21 protein-coding genes are annotated in these 19,163 nt (G+C 48.2%); 10 read left to right on the top strand and 11 right to left on the bottom strand.

The features are described from left to right. Window positions 1-11 precede the first annotated feature (11 nt). The 5 genes from IXB50_RS17605 to IXB50_RS17585 all read right to left on the bottom strand — a co-directional run bounded on the left by IXB50_RS17605 (window position 12) and on the right by IXB50_RS17585 (window position 4,576). Window positions 12-323 (bottom strand): carbon dioxide-concentrating mechanism protein CcmK, encoded by a 312-nt coding sequence (locus IXB50_RS17605; protein ID WP_215610302.1) that lies wholly within the window; start codon window positions 321-323, stop codon window positions 12-14. A gap of 268 nt (window positions 324-591) precedes the next feature. Further along, window positions 592-1,221, bottom strand: coding sequence for an SH3 domain-containing protein (locus IXB50_RS17600; protein ID WP_215610301.1), 630 nt, complete (start codon window positions 1,219-1,221; stop codon window positions 592-594). 132 nt (window positions 1,222-1,353) lie between these two features. Further along, window positions 1,354-2,694, bottom strand: a complete 1,341-nt coding sequence (locus IXB50_RS17595; RefSeq protein WP_215610300.1) for an FAD-binding oxidoreductase — start codon at window positions 2,692-2,694, stop codon at window positions 1,354-1,356. Window positions 2,695-2,997: 303 nt separating this feature from the next. Then, window positions 2,998-4,095, bottom strand: coding sequence for a phospho-N-acetylmuramoyl-pentapeptide-transferase (gene mraY / locus IXB50_RS17590; RefSeq protein ID WP_326520829.1), 1,098 nt, complete (start codon window positions 4,093-4,095; stop codon window positions 2,998-3,000). Window positions 4,096-4,315: 220 nt separating this feature from the next. After that, entirely contained in the window at window positions 4,316-4,576 is a 261-nt protein-coding gene (locus IXB50_RS17585; RefSeq protein WP_215610299.1) for a DUF3134 domain-containing protein, read from the bottom strand. 348 nt (window positions 4,577-4,924) lie between these two features. Between IXB50_RS17585 and IXB50_RS17580 the strand changes: the two genes are divergently transcribed. From IXB50_RS17580 to IXB50_RS17545, 8 genes are all read left to right on the top strand, one after another. Next, window positions 4,925-5,512 carry a PAP/fibrillin family protein gene (locus IXB50_RS17580; RefSeq protein ID WP_215610298.1) on the top strand — a complete coding sequence of 196 codons (588 nt, stop codon included), beginning with the start codon at window positions 4,925-4,927 and terminating at the stop codon, window positions 5,510-5,512. Continuing rightward, the gene (locus IXB50_RS17575) at window positions 5,512-6,291 is read left to right on the top strand and encodes a PD-(D/E)XK nuclease family protein (protein ID WP_215610297.1); all 780 of its coding nucleotides are present in this window, start codon (window positions 5,512-5,514) and stop codon (window positions 6,289-6,291) included. Before IXB50_RS17580 ends, IXB50_RS17575 begins: the two co-directional genes overlap by 1 nt. Window positions 6,292-6,580: 289 nt before the next feature. Beyond that, window positions 6,581-8,458 (top strand): NAD(P)H-quinone oxidoreductase subunit F, encoded by a 1,878-nt coding sequence (locus IXB50_RS17570; RefSeq protein ID WP_215610296.1) that lies wholly within the window; start codon window positions 6,581-6,583, stop codon window positions 8,456-8,458. 84 nt (window positions 8,459-8,542) lie between these two features. Next, entirely contained in the window at window positions 8,543-10,051 is a 1,509-nt protein-coding gene (locus tag IXB50_RS17565) for an NADH-quinone oxidoreductase subunit M (protein ID WP_215610328.1), read from the top strand. A 133-nt stretch (window positions 10,052-10,184) separates the two neighbouring features. Then, entirely contained in the window at window positions 10,185-11,474 is a 1,290-nt protein-coding gene (locus IXB50_RS17560; protein ID WP_215610295.1) for a CO2 hydration protein, read from the top strand. 92 nt (window positions 11,475-11,566) lie between these two features. After that, window positions 11,567-11,968, top strand: coding sequence for a fasciclin domain-containing protein (locus tag IXB50_RS17555; protein WP_215610294.1), 402 nt, complete (start codon window positions 11,567-11,569; stop codon window positions 11,966-11,968). 162 nt (window positions 11,969-12,130) lie between these two features. Next, window positions 12,131-12,277 (top strand): hypothetical protein, encoded by a 147-nt coding sequence (locus tag IXB50_RS17550; protein ID WP_215610293.1) that lies wholly within the window; start codon window positions 12,131-12,133, stop codon window positions 12,275-12,277. A gap of 75 nt (window positions 12,278-12,352) precedes the next feature. Further along, the gene (locus tag IXB50_RS17545) at window positions 12,353-13,411 is read left to right on the top strand and encodes a bifunctional riboflavin kinase/FAD synthetase (protein WP_215610292.1); all 1,059 of its coding nucleotides are present in this window, start codon (window positions 12,353-12,355) and stop codon (window positions 13,409-13,411) included. On the opposite strand, the gene IXB50_RS17540 is transcribed toward IXB50_RS17545, so the two are convergent. Then, on the bottom strand, window positions 13,397-14,287 hold the full coding sequence (locus IXB50_RS17540) for an AEC family transporter (RefSeq protein ID WP_215610291.1): 891 nt from the start codon (window positions 14,285-14,287) through the stop codon (window positions 13,397-13,399). The two genes, IXB50_RS17545 and IXB50_RS17540, sit on opposite strands and share 15 nt — an antisense overlap. A 170-nt stretch (window positions 14,288-14,457) precedes the next feature. Here IXB50_RS17540 and IXB50_RS17535 point away from each other — a divergent pair, with 170 nt between their 5' ends. Further along, on the top strand, window positions 14,458-14,988 hold the full coding sequence (locus tag IXB50_RS17535) for a hypothetical protein (RefSeq protein ID WP_215610290.1): 531 nt from the start codon (window positions 14,458-14,460) through the stop codon (window positions 14,986-14,988). A 22-nt stretch (window positions 14,989-15,010) separates the two neighbouring features. Here IXB50_RS17535 and IXB50_RS17530 read toward each other — a convergent pair whose 3' ends face one another. From IXB50_RS17530 to IXB50_RS17520, 3 genes are all read right to left on the bottom strand, one after another. Further along, complete coding sequence (locus IXB50_RS17530; protein ID WP_215610289.1) at window positions 15,011-15,841, bottom strand: class I SAM-dependent methyltransferase; 831 nt, start codon at window positions 15,839-15,841, stop codon at window positions 15,011-15,013. 6 nt (window positions 15,842-15,847) lie between these two features. Next, the gene (locus IXB50_RS17525; protein WP_215610288.1) at window positions 15,848-16,030 is read right to left on the bottom strand and encodes a hypothetical protein; all 183 of its coding nucleotides are present in this window, start codon (window positions 16,028-16,030) and stop codon (window positions 15,848-15,850) included. 107 nt (window positions 16,031-16,137) lie between these two features. Next, window positions 16,138-16,446, bottom strand: coding sequence for a hypothetical protein (locus IXB50_RS17520; RefSeq protein WP_215610287.1), 309 nt, complete (start codon window positions 16,444-16,446; stop codon window positions 16,138-16,140). A 268-nt stretch (window positions 16,447-16,714) separates the two neighbouring features. Between IXB50_RS17520 and gcvA the strand changes: the two genes are divergently transcribed. Next, the gene (gene gcvA, locus IXB50_RS17515; protein ID WP_215610286.1) at window positions 16,715-17,611 is read left to right on the top strand and encodes a transcriptional regulator GcvA; all 897 of its coding nucleotides are present in this window, start codon (window positions 16,715-16,717) and stop codon (window positions 17,609-17,611) included. A 57-nt stretch (window positions 17,612-17,668) separates the two neighbouring features. Here the strand turns inward: gcvA and IXB50_RS17510 are convergent, their stop codons facing one another. Continuing rightward, complete coding sequence (locus IXB50_RS17510) at window positions 17,669-18,832, bottom strand: SagB/ThcOx family dehydrogenase (protein ID WP_215610285.1); 1,164 nt, start codon at window positions 18,830-18,832, stop codon at window positions 17,669-17,671. After that, window positions 18,804-19,055 carry a hypothetical protein gene (locus tag IXB50_RS17505; RefSeq protein ID WP_215610284.1) on the bottom strand — a complete coding sequence of 84 codons (252 nt, stop codon included), beginning with the start codon at window positions 19,053-19,055 and terminating at the stop codon, window positions 18,804-18,806. Before IXB50_RS17505 ends, IXB50_RS17510 begins: the two co-directional genes overlap by 29 nt. Window positions 19,056-19,163: the final 108 nt, after the last annotated feature.

Genomic DNA, 19,163 nt, shown 5'->3' with positions numbered 1-19,163 from the left:
ATTTCCGACGATCAAACTCTGAATGGCTCTGATTTTTCATCGAAGTGTAAGGGTAAGACACTTTCAATATTTTCAGTTGGGTGGGGCACGGTGTAGTGGGCGGTAACTTTGCCATTATTAGGGCAGGCGTTAGCCGCTTTTATCCCCGCCTCCATAGCCCTATCAACCTCACCCACACGGCCTCGAATAGTTACAAACTGACGTCCGCTATCAGCCTGATTAATCCCTAATAGGGAAACCTGACCTGCTTTCACCATGGCATCCGCTGCCGCTAGCGAAGCTGGAAATCCGTGGGTTTCGATTACACCGATAGAGTAAAGCATAGGGAAATGAGCTGATTGGGAAGGTTCATTTCTTAATATACCTGAGACCCGACACTCGATGGACTATACAAGATTTGGCAGTACGGCCCCAGAGTGAAGGCACGAACTATGAGCTGATCCATGGAGAGCTATTTGTGACTCGTTCGCCCCATCCTAGCCAGCAATAGGTCAGCGGTAATTATTTTGCAGCTTTGGAGAGTGGTCGGAATCATGGGATTAGAGGCAGTTATTTTGACACTGGGCATTAGAGTGGGACTGATCCAGCCCATCACACATCAGGAGAACACAACCGAAAGTTTACATATTCCCCTATCCCTGACGAGATCGATGCCCAGCCTTCTAGCTGTGTTCTATCTGACCGCTGTTCCATCAACAACCACTGACGCCCTGTTTCATCCGTCATAATTGAGGCTGGTAGGCTCAACGGAAAAATCTCTGTTCCATTCGGTAGGAAACCAATCTGTCGTGATTCAACACTTCTCTCTTCTCTTAACCGTAACCCGCTACCCACATCAGTATTCACCTGCAAACAATACGGCTCGTCTATTGCTCTAAGCGTAGCCCTACTGCTATAGGTGGTAACAACTTTATCCCCCTCCTGACACCTATTCTCCACTTCGCCTGTGCCAATTTCCCAAACAAGATCGCTGAGGCGATACCAATACGTAAACGGTTCTTGGGCCGCAAATGCTGCTTGTGCACATCTATCTTCGTATTCTAGATAGCCCCCCAGTTCAAGATTTGAAAACCCTGCTGAGTGGGGCAATGGCTCGTTAGATCCTGTGATTTTTTGCCAATCTCGCCATCCCGGCTCAGCCAATGCTGCCGGTACGCCTAGTAAAATCAGTCCCCCAGCAACTCCCAGCTGTTTAAATAAACTCAGCATCTGTCGAGTCATGTTTCTTAGCTTATTCTCCCCATCACAATATGATAGAGAAAGAAGAGTCGCATGGCTGCACCTCGCTAGTCAGATTTCTAGCCTAAGCGTATCGAGCCTGACTCCAAGGGGAAGGAAACCAGACGCAAAAATTTAAGACTGCGTCCGCTCTAGCCAACCACGCATTTTGCCAGGATTCAATAGCCCATAGGGATCGACTTTGGCCTTAAATGCCACCTGAGTTTCATTAATCTGCTTACGTCCTCCGTCCTCCAAAATGTACGTATGGGGATTGGCGATAAAGGCTCCTTGGGTCTCGTGGTAGCGAATAATCTCATTCAGCCGCTCTTCAGTGGTGTAACGCATCAGCTGTAGGGCGGCTGGACAAACTTGCCCATGCACCCGAAAGAATTCTAGATGCATCATGACTTCATCGCCAAAGTGCTGATACATGTGCTCTACCAATTTGAGAGCGGTGTCATAGGGAAACAGGGTTTGCAAGTAGGTGAGGCTAGGGTCCACATTCCTGGCATGGAGGGTGGTGTGGTTCCACGTAAACTCTGCCAGGGCAGCTCCTTTCTTGGCCTGTTCAGCTGTTTTTTGATAGGTGACCGTACCGCCAAATTCTTTAACGAGTTCATTAAAAGACTCCAGAGAGGATTCGGCAATCATCAACAAGGCGGCAGCCTGTCGCTCTGGTAGTACATCCTGCAGGGCGGCAAAATAGCTCGGGATAGGCCAAGCGTGAATGCTGATCAGCTTTTTGATAATGCCGTCTGCTTCGCCGAGGGTGTAACCAAAGCGAGCGGCAGTCATAAAGTCATTAAAGGTGACAATCACCTCAGCCCATGGGTAAGCCGGTCCCAAGGGGATCTCTAACTCGGTAATGATGCCATTGGTGCCGTAGGCATGGTTGACCTTTTGCACCTGATCGCCACGCAGTTCTAGAATATGTGGCTCATTTTCCATGGTGACCACCCGCACTGCAGTGAGATTCCCTCGATCCGCCAGCTGACCATAGGTAATCGAACCAATCCCACCGCTACCGCCCCCGATAAAGCCACCAATAGTGGCCGTGCGATAGGTCGACGGAGCCATCCGAATTTCCCATCCTTGCTCGCGGGTGATTTTATCAATAGCGGCTAGTTTGGCACCTGCTTGTACGCAGGCGATCCCTGGCTTAACCCACTTCACTTGATTCAGCTTGCTCAGATCCAGGATCACCCCACCTTCAAGGGGAATGCATTGACCATAGTTTCCGGTTCCTGCGCCGCGCACTGTCAGCGGTGTTTTAGTAGTCACGCAAGCCTTTGCCACCTGCAGGACCTCTGCTTCTGTACTCGGTCGCACTACCAACTCAGCCACCTTGTCATCTAGTTGCGGGGTCAGGATGGGACTGAAGTGGTAGTAGTCCTTGGAGAGCTTAGCCACTTGGTGTGGGTCTTGGATGACATCGAGGGTTTGAGGGAGGAGGGATAGGATTGGGGAGGGCATGTTTTATGTCAGACAGTGGGGGAAGTGAGGCAAAATTTAACCGTAGGAGTAGTGTGGCAAGAATTCCCAAGTGGATCAAGGCAGAGTCTCCTGCACTGAGCACTTGTTCATACCAAACGACATAGACGTTTGCGTCACTGTTGCTAAAAGTCAATAAAAAAAACAGTGACGTTCGTGTCACTGTTTCCAAAAGTCAATAAAAAAAACAGTGACACGAACGTCACTGTTTTCAAACGCTGTATGAAATTGCGAAGCGGTAGAGCTTAGGTAAAGAGCAACATTTATGCCTTACCTCTCAAACCACTAATGAAGGGTGGTTAATGCCACACAAGATAGAAATCCGGCAACCACATAAAACACACTGACTACCTGAATCTCGGACCAGCCAGATAACTCAAAGTGGTGATGTAAAGGTGCCATCTTAAACAGACGCTTGCCCTTGCCATCGGGCCCCTTTGTTGCTTTGTAGTAACCCACCTGCATAATTACAGATAGGGTTTCGGCTACAAAGAGCAGAGTGATGATAAACAGGGCAAACAAATGGCCGCTCAAAATACCGACTGCGGCTAACGCTCCGCCCAAGGCAAGAGAGCCAGTGTCACCCATAAATACTCGGGCAGGATTACGATTGTGGGTCAAAAAGCCGACGCACCCACCACTCATCGCTGCACAGAAAACCATTAGTTCTGGATAGTCAGGAGCAATCAGAGCACCGAAGCCTAGTAGCGAGATCGCACCAGTACCCCCCATCAACCCATCAACACCATCCGTTAAATTCGTTGCATTGCTTTCGGCCACCATCGTAAAACCAGCCAAGGGCCAGAACAAAATACCCAGGGGTAGCAAAATACCAAAGGGCAACGCCAGCTCAGTAATCTCAGCTGGTTGATTAGTCATCGCCCAGGCACAAAAAGCAATGGAAAACCCAATCTGTAGGGCCAGTTTCATCTTAGGAGAAATACCTTTATTGGAGCGCCGCTGCAGCACTTGCCAATCGTCAATCCAACCGATAAAACCGTAGGCGATAGTCAAAGCACAGACCGCTAAGGTATTGACTGCCGCACCAGAGGCAAGAATAGCTACGAGTAACGCCACAGGGACAAAAAATATACCCCCCATGGTAGGCGTACCCGCCTTCTTGAGGTGAGCCTTGGGACCTTCCTCACGAATAAACTGTCCCGCTTTGAGCCGTTTTAATACCGGTACGACCACATACCCCAATAGGGATGAGCCTAAGGCTGATAATAAAAACGGCATTAGCAGATTAGACTGCGTTAACCAATCACGGCTTGCCCATATATCTAAAGCAGCAGCCAAGCTTGCCAGGATACCCATTAAGAGTACCGAGAGGCTCGTACCTGTTAGGGCTGTTGCCCTAGAGGTAAAGAATTTAGCATCCACAACTCACGTCCTTCACACACCACACACTTCAAGCGTTTAGCCCCACTTTCCGTACAGAATTGCCTGTAGATAAGGAGTGCTAAAAAACGAAAAACCTCACAACCTAGATTCTCCAGTGAATTCTACTGAAAGTCTAGGGACCTAGGATACAAAATCGCTAAGTATAAAAACCTAATGTTTAGCCTAGCGGATTTAGTCGGATGATTTAGTCAGCTGCGACCTAAGTGGAAGCAGACGAATCATCGGAGTCAGACGAATTATCAGAGTCATCAGAATCATCGAAACTCTGATCTTCACTGCCCATCAGGTCAGAGATTTCTTCGCTATCGGCTTCGTCGCGGACACCTTCTACGGGTTCACGAGGAATCAAACGACCTGTATTTTCTAACCAGCGAAGGATAGAGGAGTCACCCCGCTCAGGGATCACTGATGCATGTTGCTTGCGAGGGATTTGCCGTACGGAGGGATTGTACTTAGTCATACGCGTTTGTGTTTCAGATTGAATATGGGTGAACAAACGTATCTAAACGCATGCAGATTTCTCCAGGAGAAGGGTCGGCATATGTCCACACATGGCAAAGACTAACTTAGGTTTTCCTATACAGAGAGTATGTCACTCTGCATCAAAATATACATTACTTCAGAACTCATCATGAATACTGATGGCCTGAAGCTAGTTATTAAGCATTTTTTACCATGTCATGCCAATAAAGTATGAAAGTATGCTGATGTCAAGCCCCTCAGGATAAGAATTTGCTAGCCCTTGAAATAGTTGACACACATGGTTAGGCATCCGCATGCTAAAACCATGTGTGTTAATAAGAACACCATGCTTGAAAAAACAGAATTGTTAGATGCGATCGCATCCACTAATCGTGGACTACTGGCAACGCCCGATCAAAAGCAAGACATCCTGACTAAAGTTGCCCGACTGGAGCAATGTAATCCCACTCCTAAGCCTTTAGAGGCAACTGATTTAATCAACGGAAACTGGCAGCTGCTTTACACCACTAGTACAGAGCTGCTCGGCATTGACCGATTTCCATTCCTTACCCTAGGCAATATCTATCAGTGTGTTCGTGTTGAGCAACAACGTATCTATAACCTGGCAGAAATAAAATCGGCCTTGGGTGGATTGGTCTCAGTCACGGCTACCTTTGAAGGTGTTTCAGACAAGCGAGTTAATGTCCGGTTTGATCGCGCCATCTTTGGCTTGCAATCCACCTTGGGGTATCAAAATCCTGGGCAGTTTATAGCAACCATGCAGCAAACCAACCAGTTCAATTTTCTCAAAGGCATAGACTTTACTGTCAGCTCCAACCGCGACCCCGGTTGGCTAGAAGTCACTTATTTAGATCACACCATGCGCCTGGGTCGAGGGAACCAAGGCAGTGTCTTTGTCTTACGGAAAGTGTAATGGCCTTGCCCATTCTCTCCCTATCCCAAGCCCACCTGACATTGCTGGAAACCTGTCCCAGACGGTTTCAGTACATTTTTGATCAATCCTTGGCAGTGCCGCCCAAACCTGAGGGACAGGAGGCCGCTCTCTGGGGGAGTCAGTTTCACCTGCTGATGCAGCAGCAGGCCTTGGGTATGCCGATGGCAGTGATGGCAACTGCCAATGAGGATATGACTGCCAAAGTTGAGGCGTTACGTCAGCGGGCTCCCCATCTATTTCAGCCGGAGCCGAATGAATACCTCCGACAAAGTGAACACCAGCGTACCCTGGCCTTTAATGGTTATGTATTTACGGTGATTTATGACCTGGTCGTGTTGACCCAGGAGTCAGGGGTGATCTTTGACTGGAAGACTTACCTCAAGCCACCCCTCAAGCAGTATTTAGCCAGTGATTGGCAAACGCGCCTCTATTTATATGTATTAGCTGAAACGAGTGACTTAGATCCGGAACAGCTGACTATGGTCTATTGGTTTGTCCGTCACCGTGATCAGCAGGGCAACGATCTACCCCCCAGTGACTATCGATTTGCCTATAATTTGCAGCAGCATGATCAAACCAGAGCGGATCTATTGCAGTTAACTGAGCGGTTGTCGAGGTTACGTCAGGGGGGAGAATTTCCGCAAACTCAGCTTCTCGATCGCTGTTGCCGTTGCCCCTTTCAGATTCGCTGTCAGCGTTTAGATGAAGCCACCTTACCCCTTGATCTCGATGCCATCGAAGAAATCCGCCTGGACTAGGCTCCATTGACTTATATAAATCTAATTAAACAATTACATTAAAAATAATCTATTGAAGTGCTGGATCTTTTGCACCCAGCTGATTAAACTTGGAATGTAAATAGATTTTAATAAATCATTTCTGAGTTTTAATAGACTCGACTAAATGGTTTCTCGCACTCAATCCATAGGCGTTAGCGTGCTCTGATCGGAGGTAAGTACCTGGATTCAGGCCTTTCGCTCAATGCTTGTGCATCTATGCCTGCGGATTTGATCGTCTGTCTCCACTGTTGCTGTTTGAAATCCTTCCATGGCTGAGATTTATTTGCAATCGGGATGGCTAATCCCACTTTACCCATTGCTAGGTATTTTGTTGACGGTGCCCTGGATGTCATTGCGTCGCACGGGTCCACGGCCGGCTGGATATCTCAATCTTCTGACGACACTGGTAGCCCTGGTGCACACGGTGTTGTGTTTACAGGCTGTCTGGGGAGAGCATCCGGTGCGTTGGACAGTGGATTGGATGCAGGTGGCGGACCTATCAATTTCGCTGCCGTTTGAGCTGTCTACCCTGAATCTGGCGGCAGTGGCAGTGGTAACGGTGCTGAACTTTTTAGTCCAGATCTATGCCATTGGCTATTTAGAGATGGACTGGGGCTGGGCGCGTTTGTATTGTCTCCTGGCATTATTTGAGGCGGGGATGACGGCGTTGTTGCTATGTGACTCGTTGTTCTTTAGCTACATGATGCTGGAGATTTTGACCCTGGGAACCTACCTGATTGTGGGTTTTTGGTTTAATCAGCCTCTGGTGGTAACAGGTGCGCGAGATGCATTTTTGACTAAGCGGGTGGGGGATTTAATCCTGCTGATGGGGGTGATTGCGTTGTATCCCCTGGCAGGCACCTGGAACTATGCCGAATTAGCAACCTGGGCATCACAAAATCCCATTGGCGGGACAACGGCAACGTTGGTAGGCTTGGCCTTGCTGGCGGGTCCTATTAGTAAGTGTGCTCAGTTTCCATTGCATCTATGGTTGGATTCGGCCATGGAGGGACCGCTGCCGACAACAATTTTGCGGAACTCTGTGGTGATTCCGGTGGGAGCATGGGTATTGATTAAGCTGACGCCGGTTTTTGCTCTATCGCCTGTGGTAGATGGCGTAGCGGTTGCTATCGGTACCATATCTGCGATTGGGGCGGCGTTAATCTCAATTGCACAGGTGGATGTTAAGCGGGTGCTGTCCTATTTGACGACTGCTTTTATGGGGTTGGTGTTTATTGCTGTCGGTACATCCCAGGTTGGGGTGGCGTACTTTTTGTTGATGTCGTTTTCGGTTGCGATCGCAGCTCTCATCGCCAGTACCGGTTCTATCATTCTCACCTGCATTACCCAGGACCTGACGCAGTTAGGTGGTCTATGGTCTCGCCGTCCGGTAACGGCACTGTCATTTATCTTTGGAACTTTAGGATTAGTCGGCCTGCCTCCCTTCGGTGTTTTTTGGGCCATGCGCTTTCTCGAAACAAGTCTATGGTATGAGGGGCAGGTTCTCCCCTTTGCAATTGTCTTGGCCATTAACGGTCTGTGCGCTTTTAGTCTAGTGCGGATGTTCTGTCTGATCTTTTTGGGTAAGCCACAGGTCATGAGTAGTCGTGCCCCAGAGCCCATTTGGACGGTGGTGATACCCATGGTCGCGATGGCGGCTCTCACCTTGCACATACCGGTTATGTTGCAGACACTTAAGCTATTGCCCATTATGCAAACCGCCATTGGTGAGACAGGTCTGCTCTTGATCTGGTCCAGTGGTCTGGGTCTAGGCCTGGGCATTGTCTTTTACGGTATTCAACGAGAGAAATTACCGGCGGACTATATGCCTCAGTGGTGCATCAATCTATTGTCCGATGACTTCTATACCACCGGTCTATACCAGAACCTGTTTATTTGGCCCGTAGCTACGACGGCTAAAGGCTTTAACTGGATAGAGCGCTATGTTATTGATGGCGTTGTCAATCTTGTCGGTGTATTACCGCTGCTCAGTGGTGAAACCCTCAAATACGTTAATCCTGGACGGTCTCAGGTCTATGTCTTCACCATTGCTATTTGTGTAGTGCTCTTAGGCCTGTTTATGAGCTGGAGTTATCTGCCACACCTGGGCCAGAATTTGTTTTCTAGAGGCCTGTTCTCTAGATGACTGTTTTCTAATCTCTTATTTTCTCGGCTTTGATTTTTTAATCTCTGATTTTCTGTAAACGCTTTTTCACTCATTCAAGCCATGATGTTAACTCTGCTCATGGGGCTACCGTTGCTAGGAGCCCTAGCATTACTGCTCTTTCCCCCAGCCAAGGCGAAGCTGGTGGCGTTATGGGGAGCCGGTATTCCTCTCCTGTGGACTCTCTGGCTATTTAGTCAGTTTGATATCAGTAATAGCCAGTTTCAGTGGTCAGAGGCTGGGGCTTGGTTACCCGTCCTCGGTCTCAATTATGAGCTAGGTATGGATGGCTTGGGGTTGCTGATGGTGGCCCTCAACACTTTGCTGACTTGGATTGCAATTTATAGCGCCCGATCAGAGATTGAACGTCCCCGCTTGTTTTACAGTTTGATGCTGATTACTAGCAGCGTCATCTCAGGCTCGTTTATCGCTCAGAATTTTCTTCTATTCTTTCTCTTCTATGAAGCGTGTTTGATTCCCCTGTATCTGTTGATCAACATTTGGGGTGGTGAGAAACGCAGCTATGCTGCTACTAAATTTCTGATTTATACGGCAATTTCTGGAGCACTGATTCTGATTAGTGGGTTTGGTTTGTTATGGCTGGGGGGTGCTGAGGACTTTAGCTATGCTGCTTTAGCGGATAATAGTTTGTCACTTAAGTGGCAGGTATTACTACTGGTTCCATTGGCCATCGGGTTTGGGATTAAAGTTCCGATGGTGCCTCTCCATACATGGTTGCCGGATACCTATGTAGCGGCGTCCACTCCGGTGGCAATTTTACTGGGTGGGGTGTTGGCAAAACTAGGCACCTATGGACTGTTGCGCTTTGGCCTGAGTTTATTGCCCGATGGTTGGGCTGTGGTTGCACCATGGATTGCGACTTGGGCGGCAATTACGATCATTTATTGTGCGTTTCTGGCGATTGTTCAGCAGGATCTCAAGCGGATGGTGGCCTATAGCTCTGTGAGTCACATGGGGTATGTGTTGCTGGGGAGTGCGGCAGGTAATAATTTGAGCTTGTCGGGCTGCATTGCTCAGATGATGGCCCATGGTTTAGTGTTGGCGATTTTGTTTCACCTGGTGGGGGTAATTGAGGCCAAGGTGGGCAGCCGTGACCTGGACCAGCTAAATGGATTGATGAACCCAGTGCGCGGCTTGCCCTTTGTGAGTGCGATGTTGGTGCTGGGGGCGATGGCCAGCGCGGGAATTCCTGGTTTAGTGAATTTTGCCGCTGAGTTTGCGGTATTCCAGGGGAGTTATCGTGTATTTCCCCTACAGACACTAGTAGGGATTGTGGGGACTGGTCTAACAGCGGTTTATTTTGTGATTTTGTTGAATCGGACTTGTTTTGGTCGATTGGATAGTAAGCGAGCGTATTTTCCCAAGGTTTCGTTTAATGAGAAGGCTCCAGCGTTGGTGCTGGCAGTATTGATTGTGGTATTGGGTGTGCAGCCGAATTGGTTGATGCGGTGGAGCGAGCCGACAGAGGTGAAAACAGTGGTGATTGTGCCGGGTGAGCATAATGTATCGCTGCGCGATATTGGTGGGTTGTTGTTAGGTGATTCGTCGTTGTAATGGTTGTTGGTGTCTGTTGTCCAACGAATCATGGATGTTGAATGTTGAGTTGCGTGAATTGTCTCGATTTTTTTGGTGGGTTGGTTAGGGTGAACCCAACCTACGGTGATTGTCTCTCTTTTGGGTAAGGATTATGTCTACAACGATTACTGCAACTTTGCCGCCGTCTTCCCATGTGCATGCGGATGTGATTCATCGGTTGGAAGCTGGTGGGTCGATGCTGCCGGATACGCCAGAGAATCTGATGCAGGTTATCGGTATTTATAAGGCCTATGCGGTGCCGATGGATTTTTATTGGCGAGATTTGCTTTATATTGCTGAGCGAGTATTCTTAAAGCCGTTACCGCTGTTCAAGTACTTCATTTCTAAGGAGTATTTGGATCGCCACAATACTTACTCTGGAGATCAGTCTCCGTTGAGAGTTTGGCGGGGTGGTGGTGAGGCCCATCCAGAATTGCTGGAATTTATGGCCAAGGGAGAATCTGGTCGTAAGCGGCCTCGACTTTTACATCACCTGGGCCATGACCGCATCAACATGGAGTTTGCGGAAGCCTGTATGCGGGCGATGTTTTGGCATGTAGATATTAATCCGAAATTTAATGCCTATCTCTATAGCGATGCCTATAAGGCGGCGGCCGATAAAGCGATCAAGGCTTATTTCAAGGGTAACTGGGCCGTTTTGGGGCTTTATAAGCTGTTTCCTGACATGTTTATGGAACAGGTACGACAGCTGTCTTACTATGCCAACCTCGGTTTGTTTTGGGAGGTAATGGCTCCGGTATTTTTTGAAATGTCAGATATCTATGATGAAGGTGGTTTTGCCACGGTATCTGATGCCATGGATTTTTTGGTGAATGGCATTTTTGCAGTGGCGGGTCGTCCCATTTATCACCATGTATACATTGGTGATGAGTGTTTTGAAATTATTCCGAAGTCGGCTGGCATGACCTGGCTCTATGAAGCGGCCTTGCCCTATGTAGAGGCGGTCTTTTATCGTACGACGCCGTTTCGTGGTACTAAATCCTATGATGCCCAAGCCCAACAGGTGCCCGGTGAGCAGTCGGACTTTCACTATGGCATTCTTTATGCGGATGTTTTTCCGGTGGGCAGTGCAGGAATTCCACCTACGTTGCTGATGCAGGATATGCTGCACTTTTTACCACCCTATTTGCAGGAGTATTACCAGGAGTATTGTCGTGGGGAAGATGATCAGCTAATTCAGCTGGGGATTACCTTTCAGCGGTCGATGTACAACGTAACGTCGGCAGTGATTCAGGCGTTGCGGGCAGCCCTTTACTATCCGCTGGACGATCCCAACCCACAGCATCGTCAGGCTAACCGGCGCTTTTTTGAAGAACAGATGGATCGGCTAACGCGATCTGAGGCAAGGCTGCAGGATATTCAAACTGCGGATTATCGTTAAAAGCATTGGCCGTTGTAGGGGCGTTCCATGGAACGCCCCTACAACGGCCATGGTAAACGACTACTATATGTCCCCTGAATTTTGTTTGAACTATGGCAACGATTGTCGATATCGCAGTTAATAACCCTGGCTTTGAGACCTTGGTCGCTGCTGTTAAGGCCGCTAACTTGGTGGAAACACTCCAGGGCGAAGGGCCGTTTACGGTGTTCGCGCCCAATGATGATGCCTTTGCAAAGCTACCGCCGAATACGGTGAATAATTTAGTGCAGAATCCGCCTCAGCTCGGACGTATTCTGTGTTACCACGTGGTGTCTGGGCGGTGGGATAGTGCATCATTAGCTCAGTTATCGGAACTGACATCGGTGGAGGGCTCCCCCATCCCGATTCGCAGCCATGAGCCATTGGAAATTAAAAATGCTTCTGTCATAGCAGCGGACATTGAAGCGAGCAATGGCATTATCCATGTGATCGATAACGTCATTTTGATGGGCTAATCCGCTTGATCAAGCTATTTGAAGAATTATCTCTGTTAGAAGCTTTATAAATTGCGTCAGGAAGAATATAGGGAAGAGCTGTAAGGTTTCTCTAGCATGAGCAAACCTCAGGCTTCAGACACACTCGATTAAGATGCACTTTGCTTTAGGAGATAGCTAATCATGGGCAAGATTTTAGCCGAACTGGATCCATTTTGTTGGATGGTAGCGGTTGTGATTGCGGGCGTGACGCTCGTGGATGTGGCTAACGTTGAAATGGTGAGTCCGTATAGCGATTTTGTGCAGGCGATGACTGAGCCAGTCGAGTAGGCACAATAGTCGTTTTGAAGAACATGTAATGGGAATCCCGAGCGATGCTCGGAGTTTCATGTCAGAATGTAAAGCGTGTGGATTACTTCATCTCCTACATCGGCGAAAAAGCCGACTAAAATTGCTCTTGGTAACTTTGATGGTGTGCACCTTGGCCACCAGCGTGTAATTGAACCTGTCTTGACTCATAAAGGCGGTCTCCCGTCCTTGATTTTGGCCGAGGATATGTGTTTACAGGCATCATCAGCCTCCGGCTATAGCCATTTACCAGGTGCCTCTAAAGCAGTCCATTTTGAGCAACCGACAGCTTTGGGTGAGGCGGAGTGGGCTTCGGTGGTGACCTTTTTTCCCCATCCCAAGGAATTTTTCTCAGGGCAGGCTCGTCCGTTATTAACGCCATTGGAGGAAAAGAGTCGTCAACTGGCCTGTCTAGGGGTAGATCAGCTGGTGTTACTGCCGTTTAATGCGGAATTAGCTAATCTGGATGCTACTGCATTTGTGGAGCGTGTCTTGATTCATGATTTGCAGGCGACGCACATAAGTGTGGGTAGTGACTTTCATTTTGGGAAGGGACGTGGGGGGGATGCTGAGCTGCTGAGAGCGATCGCAACCCGCCACAATATTCCTGTTACCATCGTCCCCCTCCACAACGACGTCGAAGGGCGCATTAGCAGTTCCCGCATTCGTGAGGCACTGACTGATGGCAAGTTGGCCAAAGCCAATCATTTACTGGGTCGCCCCTATACCCTCACGGGCCTAGTTGTTTTAGGCAAACAACTAGGCCGCACCATTGGCTTCCCCACTGCTAACCTCAAGCTGCCCAGCGATAAGTTTATTCCTCGCCATGGTGTCTATAGTGTTAAAGCCTTTGGCATTCTGCCCAATCAGAAGCCTATCTTCGGTGTGATGAATATTGGTAATCGACCGACGGTGGCCGGTCAAGACTTAAGTGTTGAAGTGCATCTTTTTGATTGGGAGGGGGATGTGTACGGAAAGTCCGTGACCGTCAGCTTAGAGAGTTTTATTCGCCCAGAACAGAAGTTTAATTCGTTAGATGCTTTGAAGGAACAGATTTCTCGAGATTGTGAGACAGCCAAGGTGAGATTGCAACAAATGGCCTCAGCGGCTACTTAGCCACAATACAATGGGTAGCGTTCCCAGGCTCAGCAATGTTGAGACGACGATAGTTCTTGCCACCCGAATAGTATCGCCCCCTAGCTCCGTCACCCATATAAGTGAATTTACTGCTACAGGCATGGCAGCCTGTAGGACAACGACCTGACGGTCTATACCTGTGAGACCGACCAAGTTAGCAATATTAAAGGCTAGGAGGGGGGACACAATCAGCCGTAGCCCTGCTCCCATCAGCTCATACTGACCAAAGACAAACGGGGTTTCAGATAGCTGAATGCCCAGCATCAGTAGGGCCACAGGAATCGCACCTTCGCTGAGCAGAGTGACACCACGCTCAAGCGGGATGGGGAGTACAGTGCCTGATCCCTGGAGGAGGAGGCCTGCGATCGCAGCCCATAAAACTGGTAAACACAGAGTATAACGAAACCCTTTTAATATCCCTTCCCCTTTAAGCACAATGGGAAAGACGCTGGCAGTCATTAAACTAGATCCCACCAGGTAGACGATGGCCCGTTCTAGACCGGGTTCTCCTAAAGAGAAGAGAACAAAGGGAAGTCCCATGTTACCAACATTGGCAAAGATTGTTGTGGCGATTAGACTCTTCTTTTCGTCCAAAGAGAACTTGAGGAGTCTGCCTAGAGTGATGGCCAGCAGATAGAGGAGGGCCGTGTGGAGGAGGAAGGCGAAGAGGATTGCGATCGCATTGCCTAATTCCAAGGTGGTTTTCGCCAAGCTATGGAGCACCAAGGCGGGCACCAGGGCATAAATGCTCAACCGTGCTAGCGTTTGTCGCTCCAGCGTAAACATGCGCCCTACCCAAACTCCGACGAGAGCAACCAACGCAATAGGTAGGACAGCTGAAATTAAAATCCCCATACTGTCAAGATATAATCAGCGATGCAAACCCTTCACATCCTAACGCTTTAGCCAGTTTCAGGCCGATTTAGTCAGCTGCAGTCCGAAAAGTGTTGGTTTACTGGTGAAGCCATCAGTATTGGGGACTGAAATACTAACTGTCTTATGCTTACGCTCTAACTATTTGAATAATGATTGATGCTCCATGGAGAAAACGACTGCGTTGGTTGGTGATTGCAGCCCTGATTGTCATCCCAGGCGGTTTTCTGACTTTTGTGGGTTGGCTTCGTTGGACGATCCACGCTACCTATACTGATTATGAGCAGGTAAAAGCTTGCCTGGAACGTCATCAGTTCGAAGTTATTGAAGGATGGCAGCATCAGGACATGATCTTAGAAGACTTTGGCTGGAGATTTCGCACTGCTTCTGGGCAACAATTAGGCATTGACGTTTATGATGGCAATCAGCCCCGTGACTGTCGCGATCGCGCAGCTGGTGTTCAACTATTGGAAAAGAATCTTCAACCTGGACGGTATTTGTCCTTTGATCATCCAGGCTTGATCGATGCTTTGGATGGCCAACGGTTGAGAACTATGGATGATATGTTAGAAAATCTGGATGAGTTGTTGGCTTGGGCCGAGGAAAATCCTCAATTCAAGGTGGACCCTACGGAAGTTACTAATAACTCTGATCATTATCTCAACTTGATTATTGTTCCTTAGGGCGATTGTCTGCTAACGGACTCTAAGCTTTTTGCGCAATATGAAACGCTGAGATGTAAGAAAGCTCTAACTTCCCATCAAACTCTTCTTCAATAAGTGTTTGTAAAGCAGCAAATAAGCGTTGTCTAGCAGAAGTCTCAAGTTCTAAGTAAGGGGAGTATGTGGTCAGCAGGGTTAAATATTCTAATGTCGTGTAGGTGGTCTCTGTGGACACATGACCGCTGACCATATTCCCAAAATGTCCAGATTCAACCATCATATTGCCTAAGTCCTGCAGAGTCTTTTCTTGGGTGGGATTATCCTCATAGCGGTCTAGAGATGGAGCATGATGCTGATAAACTACGGCTAAACGTTGATAAACCTCATAGCTGGGTTGCAACTCTTTATTCCATAACAGAATTAATCTCCCATTTTCTTTTAAGGTTTGAGCTGCTTTAGGATACCCCACCTCCCCAGGGATCCAATGAAATGAGGTAGCTGCCAGCACCGCATCGAACACAGCTTGAGTGACGGGCCATTCTTCAAAGGATGTATTATGGATGGTCACATTGGGATATGCTTGACAGTTTTGTTTGGCGAGATGGGTGAAGTCAGGGTTAGGCTCCACACCTACCATGGGGCCTACTAAAGGCGCAAAGGCAACGGTTGCAGTACCAGGACCACAGCCCACTTCGAGAATGGATGATGTGCTAGAGAGCTGAGCGATTTCGATGACCTGGGCGATTAACGATGGCGGATAATGGGGTCTCGACTGGTTATAGGCATTAGCTGCCCTGGAATACCAAGTTTTACGTTGTTCTAATTCCCGATTGGCATAGCTCGCAATCATTTGCCTCAGGTTTTCATCATTCATGGTGATTTATGGCAAAGATCCTCCATTCCATTCGTGTTTAGGATCTGGATAAAAGGTAATGCCGCTACCTTCGCCGCCGCCACAGCGACTAGCCACAAGCCAACCGCCCGGTACTTTGGCTCGCCATAGGCCTAATCCTCCAACCGGTTGATTTTTGCAGTTCAGTTTTTCCCAGATCAGTTCAGGCATTGGTTTTACTGCTAAGGACACTAACCCTGGGTTCATAATATCGCCTAGCATCCTGAACTGGCAGATTGTATGTCAGCTCCCGGTGTAGACAATGGCAGACGATGGTATCACATTCTCCGATGCCACTCGTGAAACGCGACCTTCATAGGCAAATAGCTTGGATGGTTGGTTGGGTGTGAAAGGTGTTGCTTACTCCATAAGCAGTCTTCATGGGATGGTTCCAGCTGAGTGGCAATAATAGGTTCTAGCTCATAGGGTTGAACGGTAATGGGCTCTATGGACTCTCTATCCAATCTGGCTTGTCTGATAGCGGTATAGGTGCCCAGACGAGTACCCACTTTGCCAGCGGCGATAGGTACGGCAACAGTAGCAATTGCCAACGTAATACATGTCAACTCTCCAAGTCGGCTGGCCATAATTCAACTCTCCTGGTTTTGAACCCAAAATAATTAGGCACGCTATCACCAATGGTTAGCGTATAAGACTCCGTTGTCATTCCATCTCTTTTGTTGTTGACTGATCGAAATGCGTATTCCTTTTGGGAAATTGTCACCAAAATACCTGCTGATATTTTAGTGACAACAAAATCTCTTCCAATGACTTTAGTCTAATCAGGGGTAACGTCCGTTTGCAAAATCAATTTCCTCAGGCGTACCATGAGAAAAATTCAGCTTGCCCAGTACCATGCGTGATTTACCTTCCCTCAATGCCCTACGTGCCTTTGAGGCGGCGGCACGTCATATGAGTTTTCAGGATGCTGCCCAAGAATTGGAGGTGACCCCCACAGCCATTAGCCATCAGGTTAAGAATCTGGAGCAACACCTGGGGTTAGCGCTCTTTATTCGTCGCAATCCGCGACCGTTGATGCTAACAGCGGCTGGACAGCAGCTTTATCCGGTATTACGTGATGGGTTTGATCGGTTTGCTTTTGCGATCGCTCATTTGCAAACTGATCAAATAGTGACAGAACTAACGGTAACGGCCATTAATGATTTTGCCTCTAAGTGGTTGCTACCCCGCTTGCCCAAGTTTCAAGCTGCTTATCCGGATATTGATATTCGGCTGCAAACATCCGTGGATGTCATCGACCTTAAGATTGGCACAGTGGATATGGCCATTCGTTATGGTCATGGCAACTACCCCGGTTTAGTCGCTATTAAATTGCTCTCAGATGCGTTTATCCCGGTATGTAGTCCTCTACTCCAGCAGCAGTCTTTAGACTCCCTGGATGATCTGGTGCATCATACCCTCATCCATTGTGAGTGGGTAAATTACAGCGGTAATGATCAACCCAGCTGGGCAAAATGGTTGCAACAAGCTGGGATAAAAACGATTGATCCAACACGGGGACTAAAGTTTACAGGGGAAAGCCTAGCGATTCAGGCAGCCTTAAATGGTCAAGGTGTAGCGCTATGCAGTAATATCCATGCCGCTGATGATCTGGCTAAAGGGCGACTGATACAACCGTTTGATATTGAGCTTCAAGGGTTTAGCTTTTATGCAGTTTATTTACCTGAACATCCCAAGCAAAAGGCCATTACAAACTTTGTTGACTGGCTAGAAAAAATAGCTCACAGTTAGCACCAAGCTAAGTGACGCTCTACAACCTTCTAAAGTGGTTAGGCAAAAGCATAATAACTACGTTACCTCCCCTACAGTCACTAAATACAGTGCCGCTTCATCTTCTCCATCAATGCCCAGTAGTTCATTAAGCGGATCATCAAAGAAGGCACCAATGCCACATACGCCTAAACCCAGGGCGGTTGCTGCTAAATATAAATTCTGACCTAAGTGTCCAGCTTCCATCAGCACATAGCGATATGTGCGTTCATGATACTTCCAACGTGTTCGTTGGAAAATGCCTGAGACAACAAAACAAACTTGGGCTTCGCCGAGAAAATCCTGGTTTAGACCTGCTTTGATCAAGGGCTGCCGCAGATCGCCAGCTTTTACCAGTTCCAGTTGATGCTTCTCCACAGCATGGTGATAAAGACCAGGTTCTAACCCATCTACCCGATGAACGACCGGATAGATTTCCAGTGGATATAATGCTCCAGACGACGGGACTGTACGAAACTCTCGCTCATCCCAGGTAATGCCCTGGGCTAGAAAAAGCAGTTGTGATAGCTGTTTTAGAGAAAGCCTGCTTTGGGTGTTGTATCGACGTCGTGAGCGACGCTGGGTTATTGTAGTAGCGAGGTCCAGCGTGGTGATAGATGAAGGATCTGACAGCTCCACACTAGGTAGTTCAATGATCTGGCTATTGGGATAGGTCTTGTAGAGGGCGGGTTGTTGACCCCAGTTCAAGATAGTGGCGATTGTTTCACCATAGCCTGGTTGGCTCCATCGGTGATATAGCAACCCAATGTCTTGATTCGCCTCACCAGGACCAATACTTTTCTGAGGAGTAACAAACCGTTCAAATCCGATACCAGTCGCAATTGCCAGAATAAACAACAATAAATTACGCCGTCCCTTGTGCGGCAGCGTGAATGGCTGGGACGATGTAGACTGTTCTGTGGGCTTCACTGTTTCTAGTGGTTGAGTTAATTTTTGCGTTGGAAATATTTTGTCAGACCGTTCTCGAAAGCGATTGCGGACAAATGCTTTGACCCGAGCCCAGGTTTGAATCAGATGAGTAACAGCTAACGCCACCCATAGGTATCCCACCTGGCTGTGAAAGCCAAAGTGATGTAGCCCCATGGCATCAGCGATTAACCCGGTGATAAAGACATAGATGCTGCTACCGACCAGTAGGGTAATGACGACATAGTCAAGATCGCGCCGTTTTACTATTGCCATAGGCCCTCACAAAACGATCATCTAATAGTGTATCGAAATTGAGTGGTTGCCTGAGCTTGCCTGCCTTGACTAAAAAGTTCGCCGCTTTTTCAAGCGTATAGGATAGGTGCTCTAAATTATTACCTGGAGTGAAGGCAGCCTGGTTCTCTTCTGGAGAGAAGATATAAACACCTTCGGTGAACAGATGATAGTCTCTTTCAGAGAGTTGAGAGCGTTCTTGCATGATTTTCCATGAAAGCTCTGGCCGCTCTTCAGTATAAATTCACTTCCTCCCCTAACCAATACTTTCTTGGAGTTGAGGAGGAGACGGTGGAGGCAGGCCTTTTCGACC

The organism is Leptothoe spongobia TAU-MAC 1115 (genome assembly GCF_018739885.1).
Taxonomy (GTDB): Bacteria; Cyanobacteriota; Cyanobacteriia; order Phormidesmidales; family Phormidesmidaceae; genus Leptothoe; species Leptothoe spongobia.
The sequence above is the reverse complement of the archived record's forward strand: the minus strand, read 5'-3'. Positions and strand labels throughout refer to the sequence as shown.

Coding starts and splice junctions, on each gene's coding strand:
- IXB50_RS17605 (WP_215610302.1), bottom strand. CDS start 323: ATGCTTTACTCTATCGGTGTAATCGAAACCCACGGATTTCCAGCTTCG.
- IXB50_RS17600 (WP_215610301.1), bottom strand. CDS start 1,221: ATGACTCGACAGATGCTGAGTTTATTTAAACAGCTGGGAGTTGCTGGG.
- IXB50_RS17595 (WP_215610300.1), bottom strand. CDS start 2,694: ATGCCCTCCCCAATCCTATCCCTCCTCCCTCAAACCCTCGATGTCATC.
- IXB50_RS17585 (WP_215610299.1), bottom strand. CDS start 4,576: ATGACTAAGTACAATCCCTCCGTACGGCAAATCCCTCGCAAGCAACAT.
- IXB50_RS17580 (WP_215610298.1), top strand. CDS start 4,925: ATGCTTGAAAAAACAGAATTGTTAGATGCGATCGCATCCACTAATCGT.
- IXB50_RS17575 (WP_215610297.1), top strand. CDS start 5,512: ATGGCCTTGCCCATTCTCTCCCTATCCCAAGCCCACCTGACATTGCTG.
- IXB50_RS17570 (WP_215610296.1), top strand. CDS start 6,581: ATGGCTGAGATTTATTTGCAATCGGGATGGCTAATCCCACTTTACCCA.
- IXB50_RS17565 (WP_215610328.1), top strand. CDS start 8,543: ATGTTAACTCTGCTCATGGGGCTACCGTTGCTAGGAGCCCTAGCATTA.
- IXB50_RS17560 (WP_215610295.1), top strand. CDS start 10,185: ATGTCTACAACGATTACTGCAACTTTGCCGCCGTCTTCCCATGTGCAT.
- IXB50_RS17555 (WP_215610294.1), top strand. CDS start 11,567: ATGGCAACGATTGTCGATATCGCAGTTAATAACCCTGGCTTTGAGACC.
- IXB50_RS17550 (WP_215610293.1), top strand. CDS start 12,131: ATGGGCAAGATTTTAGCCGAACTGGATCCATTTTGTTGGATGGTAGCG.
- IXB50_RS17540 (WP_215610291.1), bottom strand. CDS start 14,287: ATGGGGATTTTAATTTCAGCTGTCCTACCTATTGCGTTGGTTGCTCTC.
- IXB50_RS17535 (WP_215610290.1), top strand. CDS start 14,458: ATGATTGATGCTCCATGGAGAAAACGACTGCGTTGGTTGGTGATTGCA.
- IXB50_RS17530 (WP_215610289.1), bottom strand. CDS start 15,841: ATGAATGATGAAAACCTGAGGCAAATGATTGCGAGCTATGCCAATCGG.
- IXB50_RS17525 (WP_215610288.1), bottom strand. CDS start 16,030: ATGCCTGAACTGATCTGGGAAAAACTGAACTGCAAAAATCAACCGGTT.
- IXB50_RS17520 (WP_215610287.1), bottom strand. CDS start 16,446: ATGGCCAGCCGACTTGGAGAGTTGACATGTATTACGTTGGCAATTGCT.
- gcvA (WP_215610286.1), top strand. CDS start 16,715: ATGCGTGATTTACCTTCCCTCAATGCCCTACGTGCCTTTGAGGCGGCG.
- IXB50_RS17510 (WP_215610285.1), bottom strand. CDS start 18,832: ATGGCAATAGTAAAACGGCGCGATCTTGACTATGTCGTCATTACCCTA.
- IXB50_RS17505 (WP_215610284.1), bottom strand. CDS start 19,055: ATGCAAGAACGCTCTCAACTCTCTGAAAGAGACTATCATCTGTTCACC.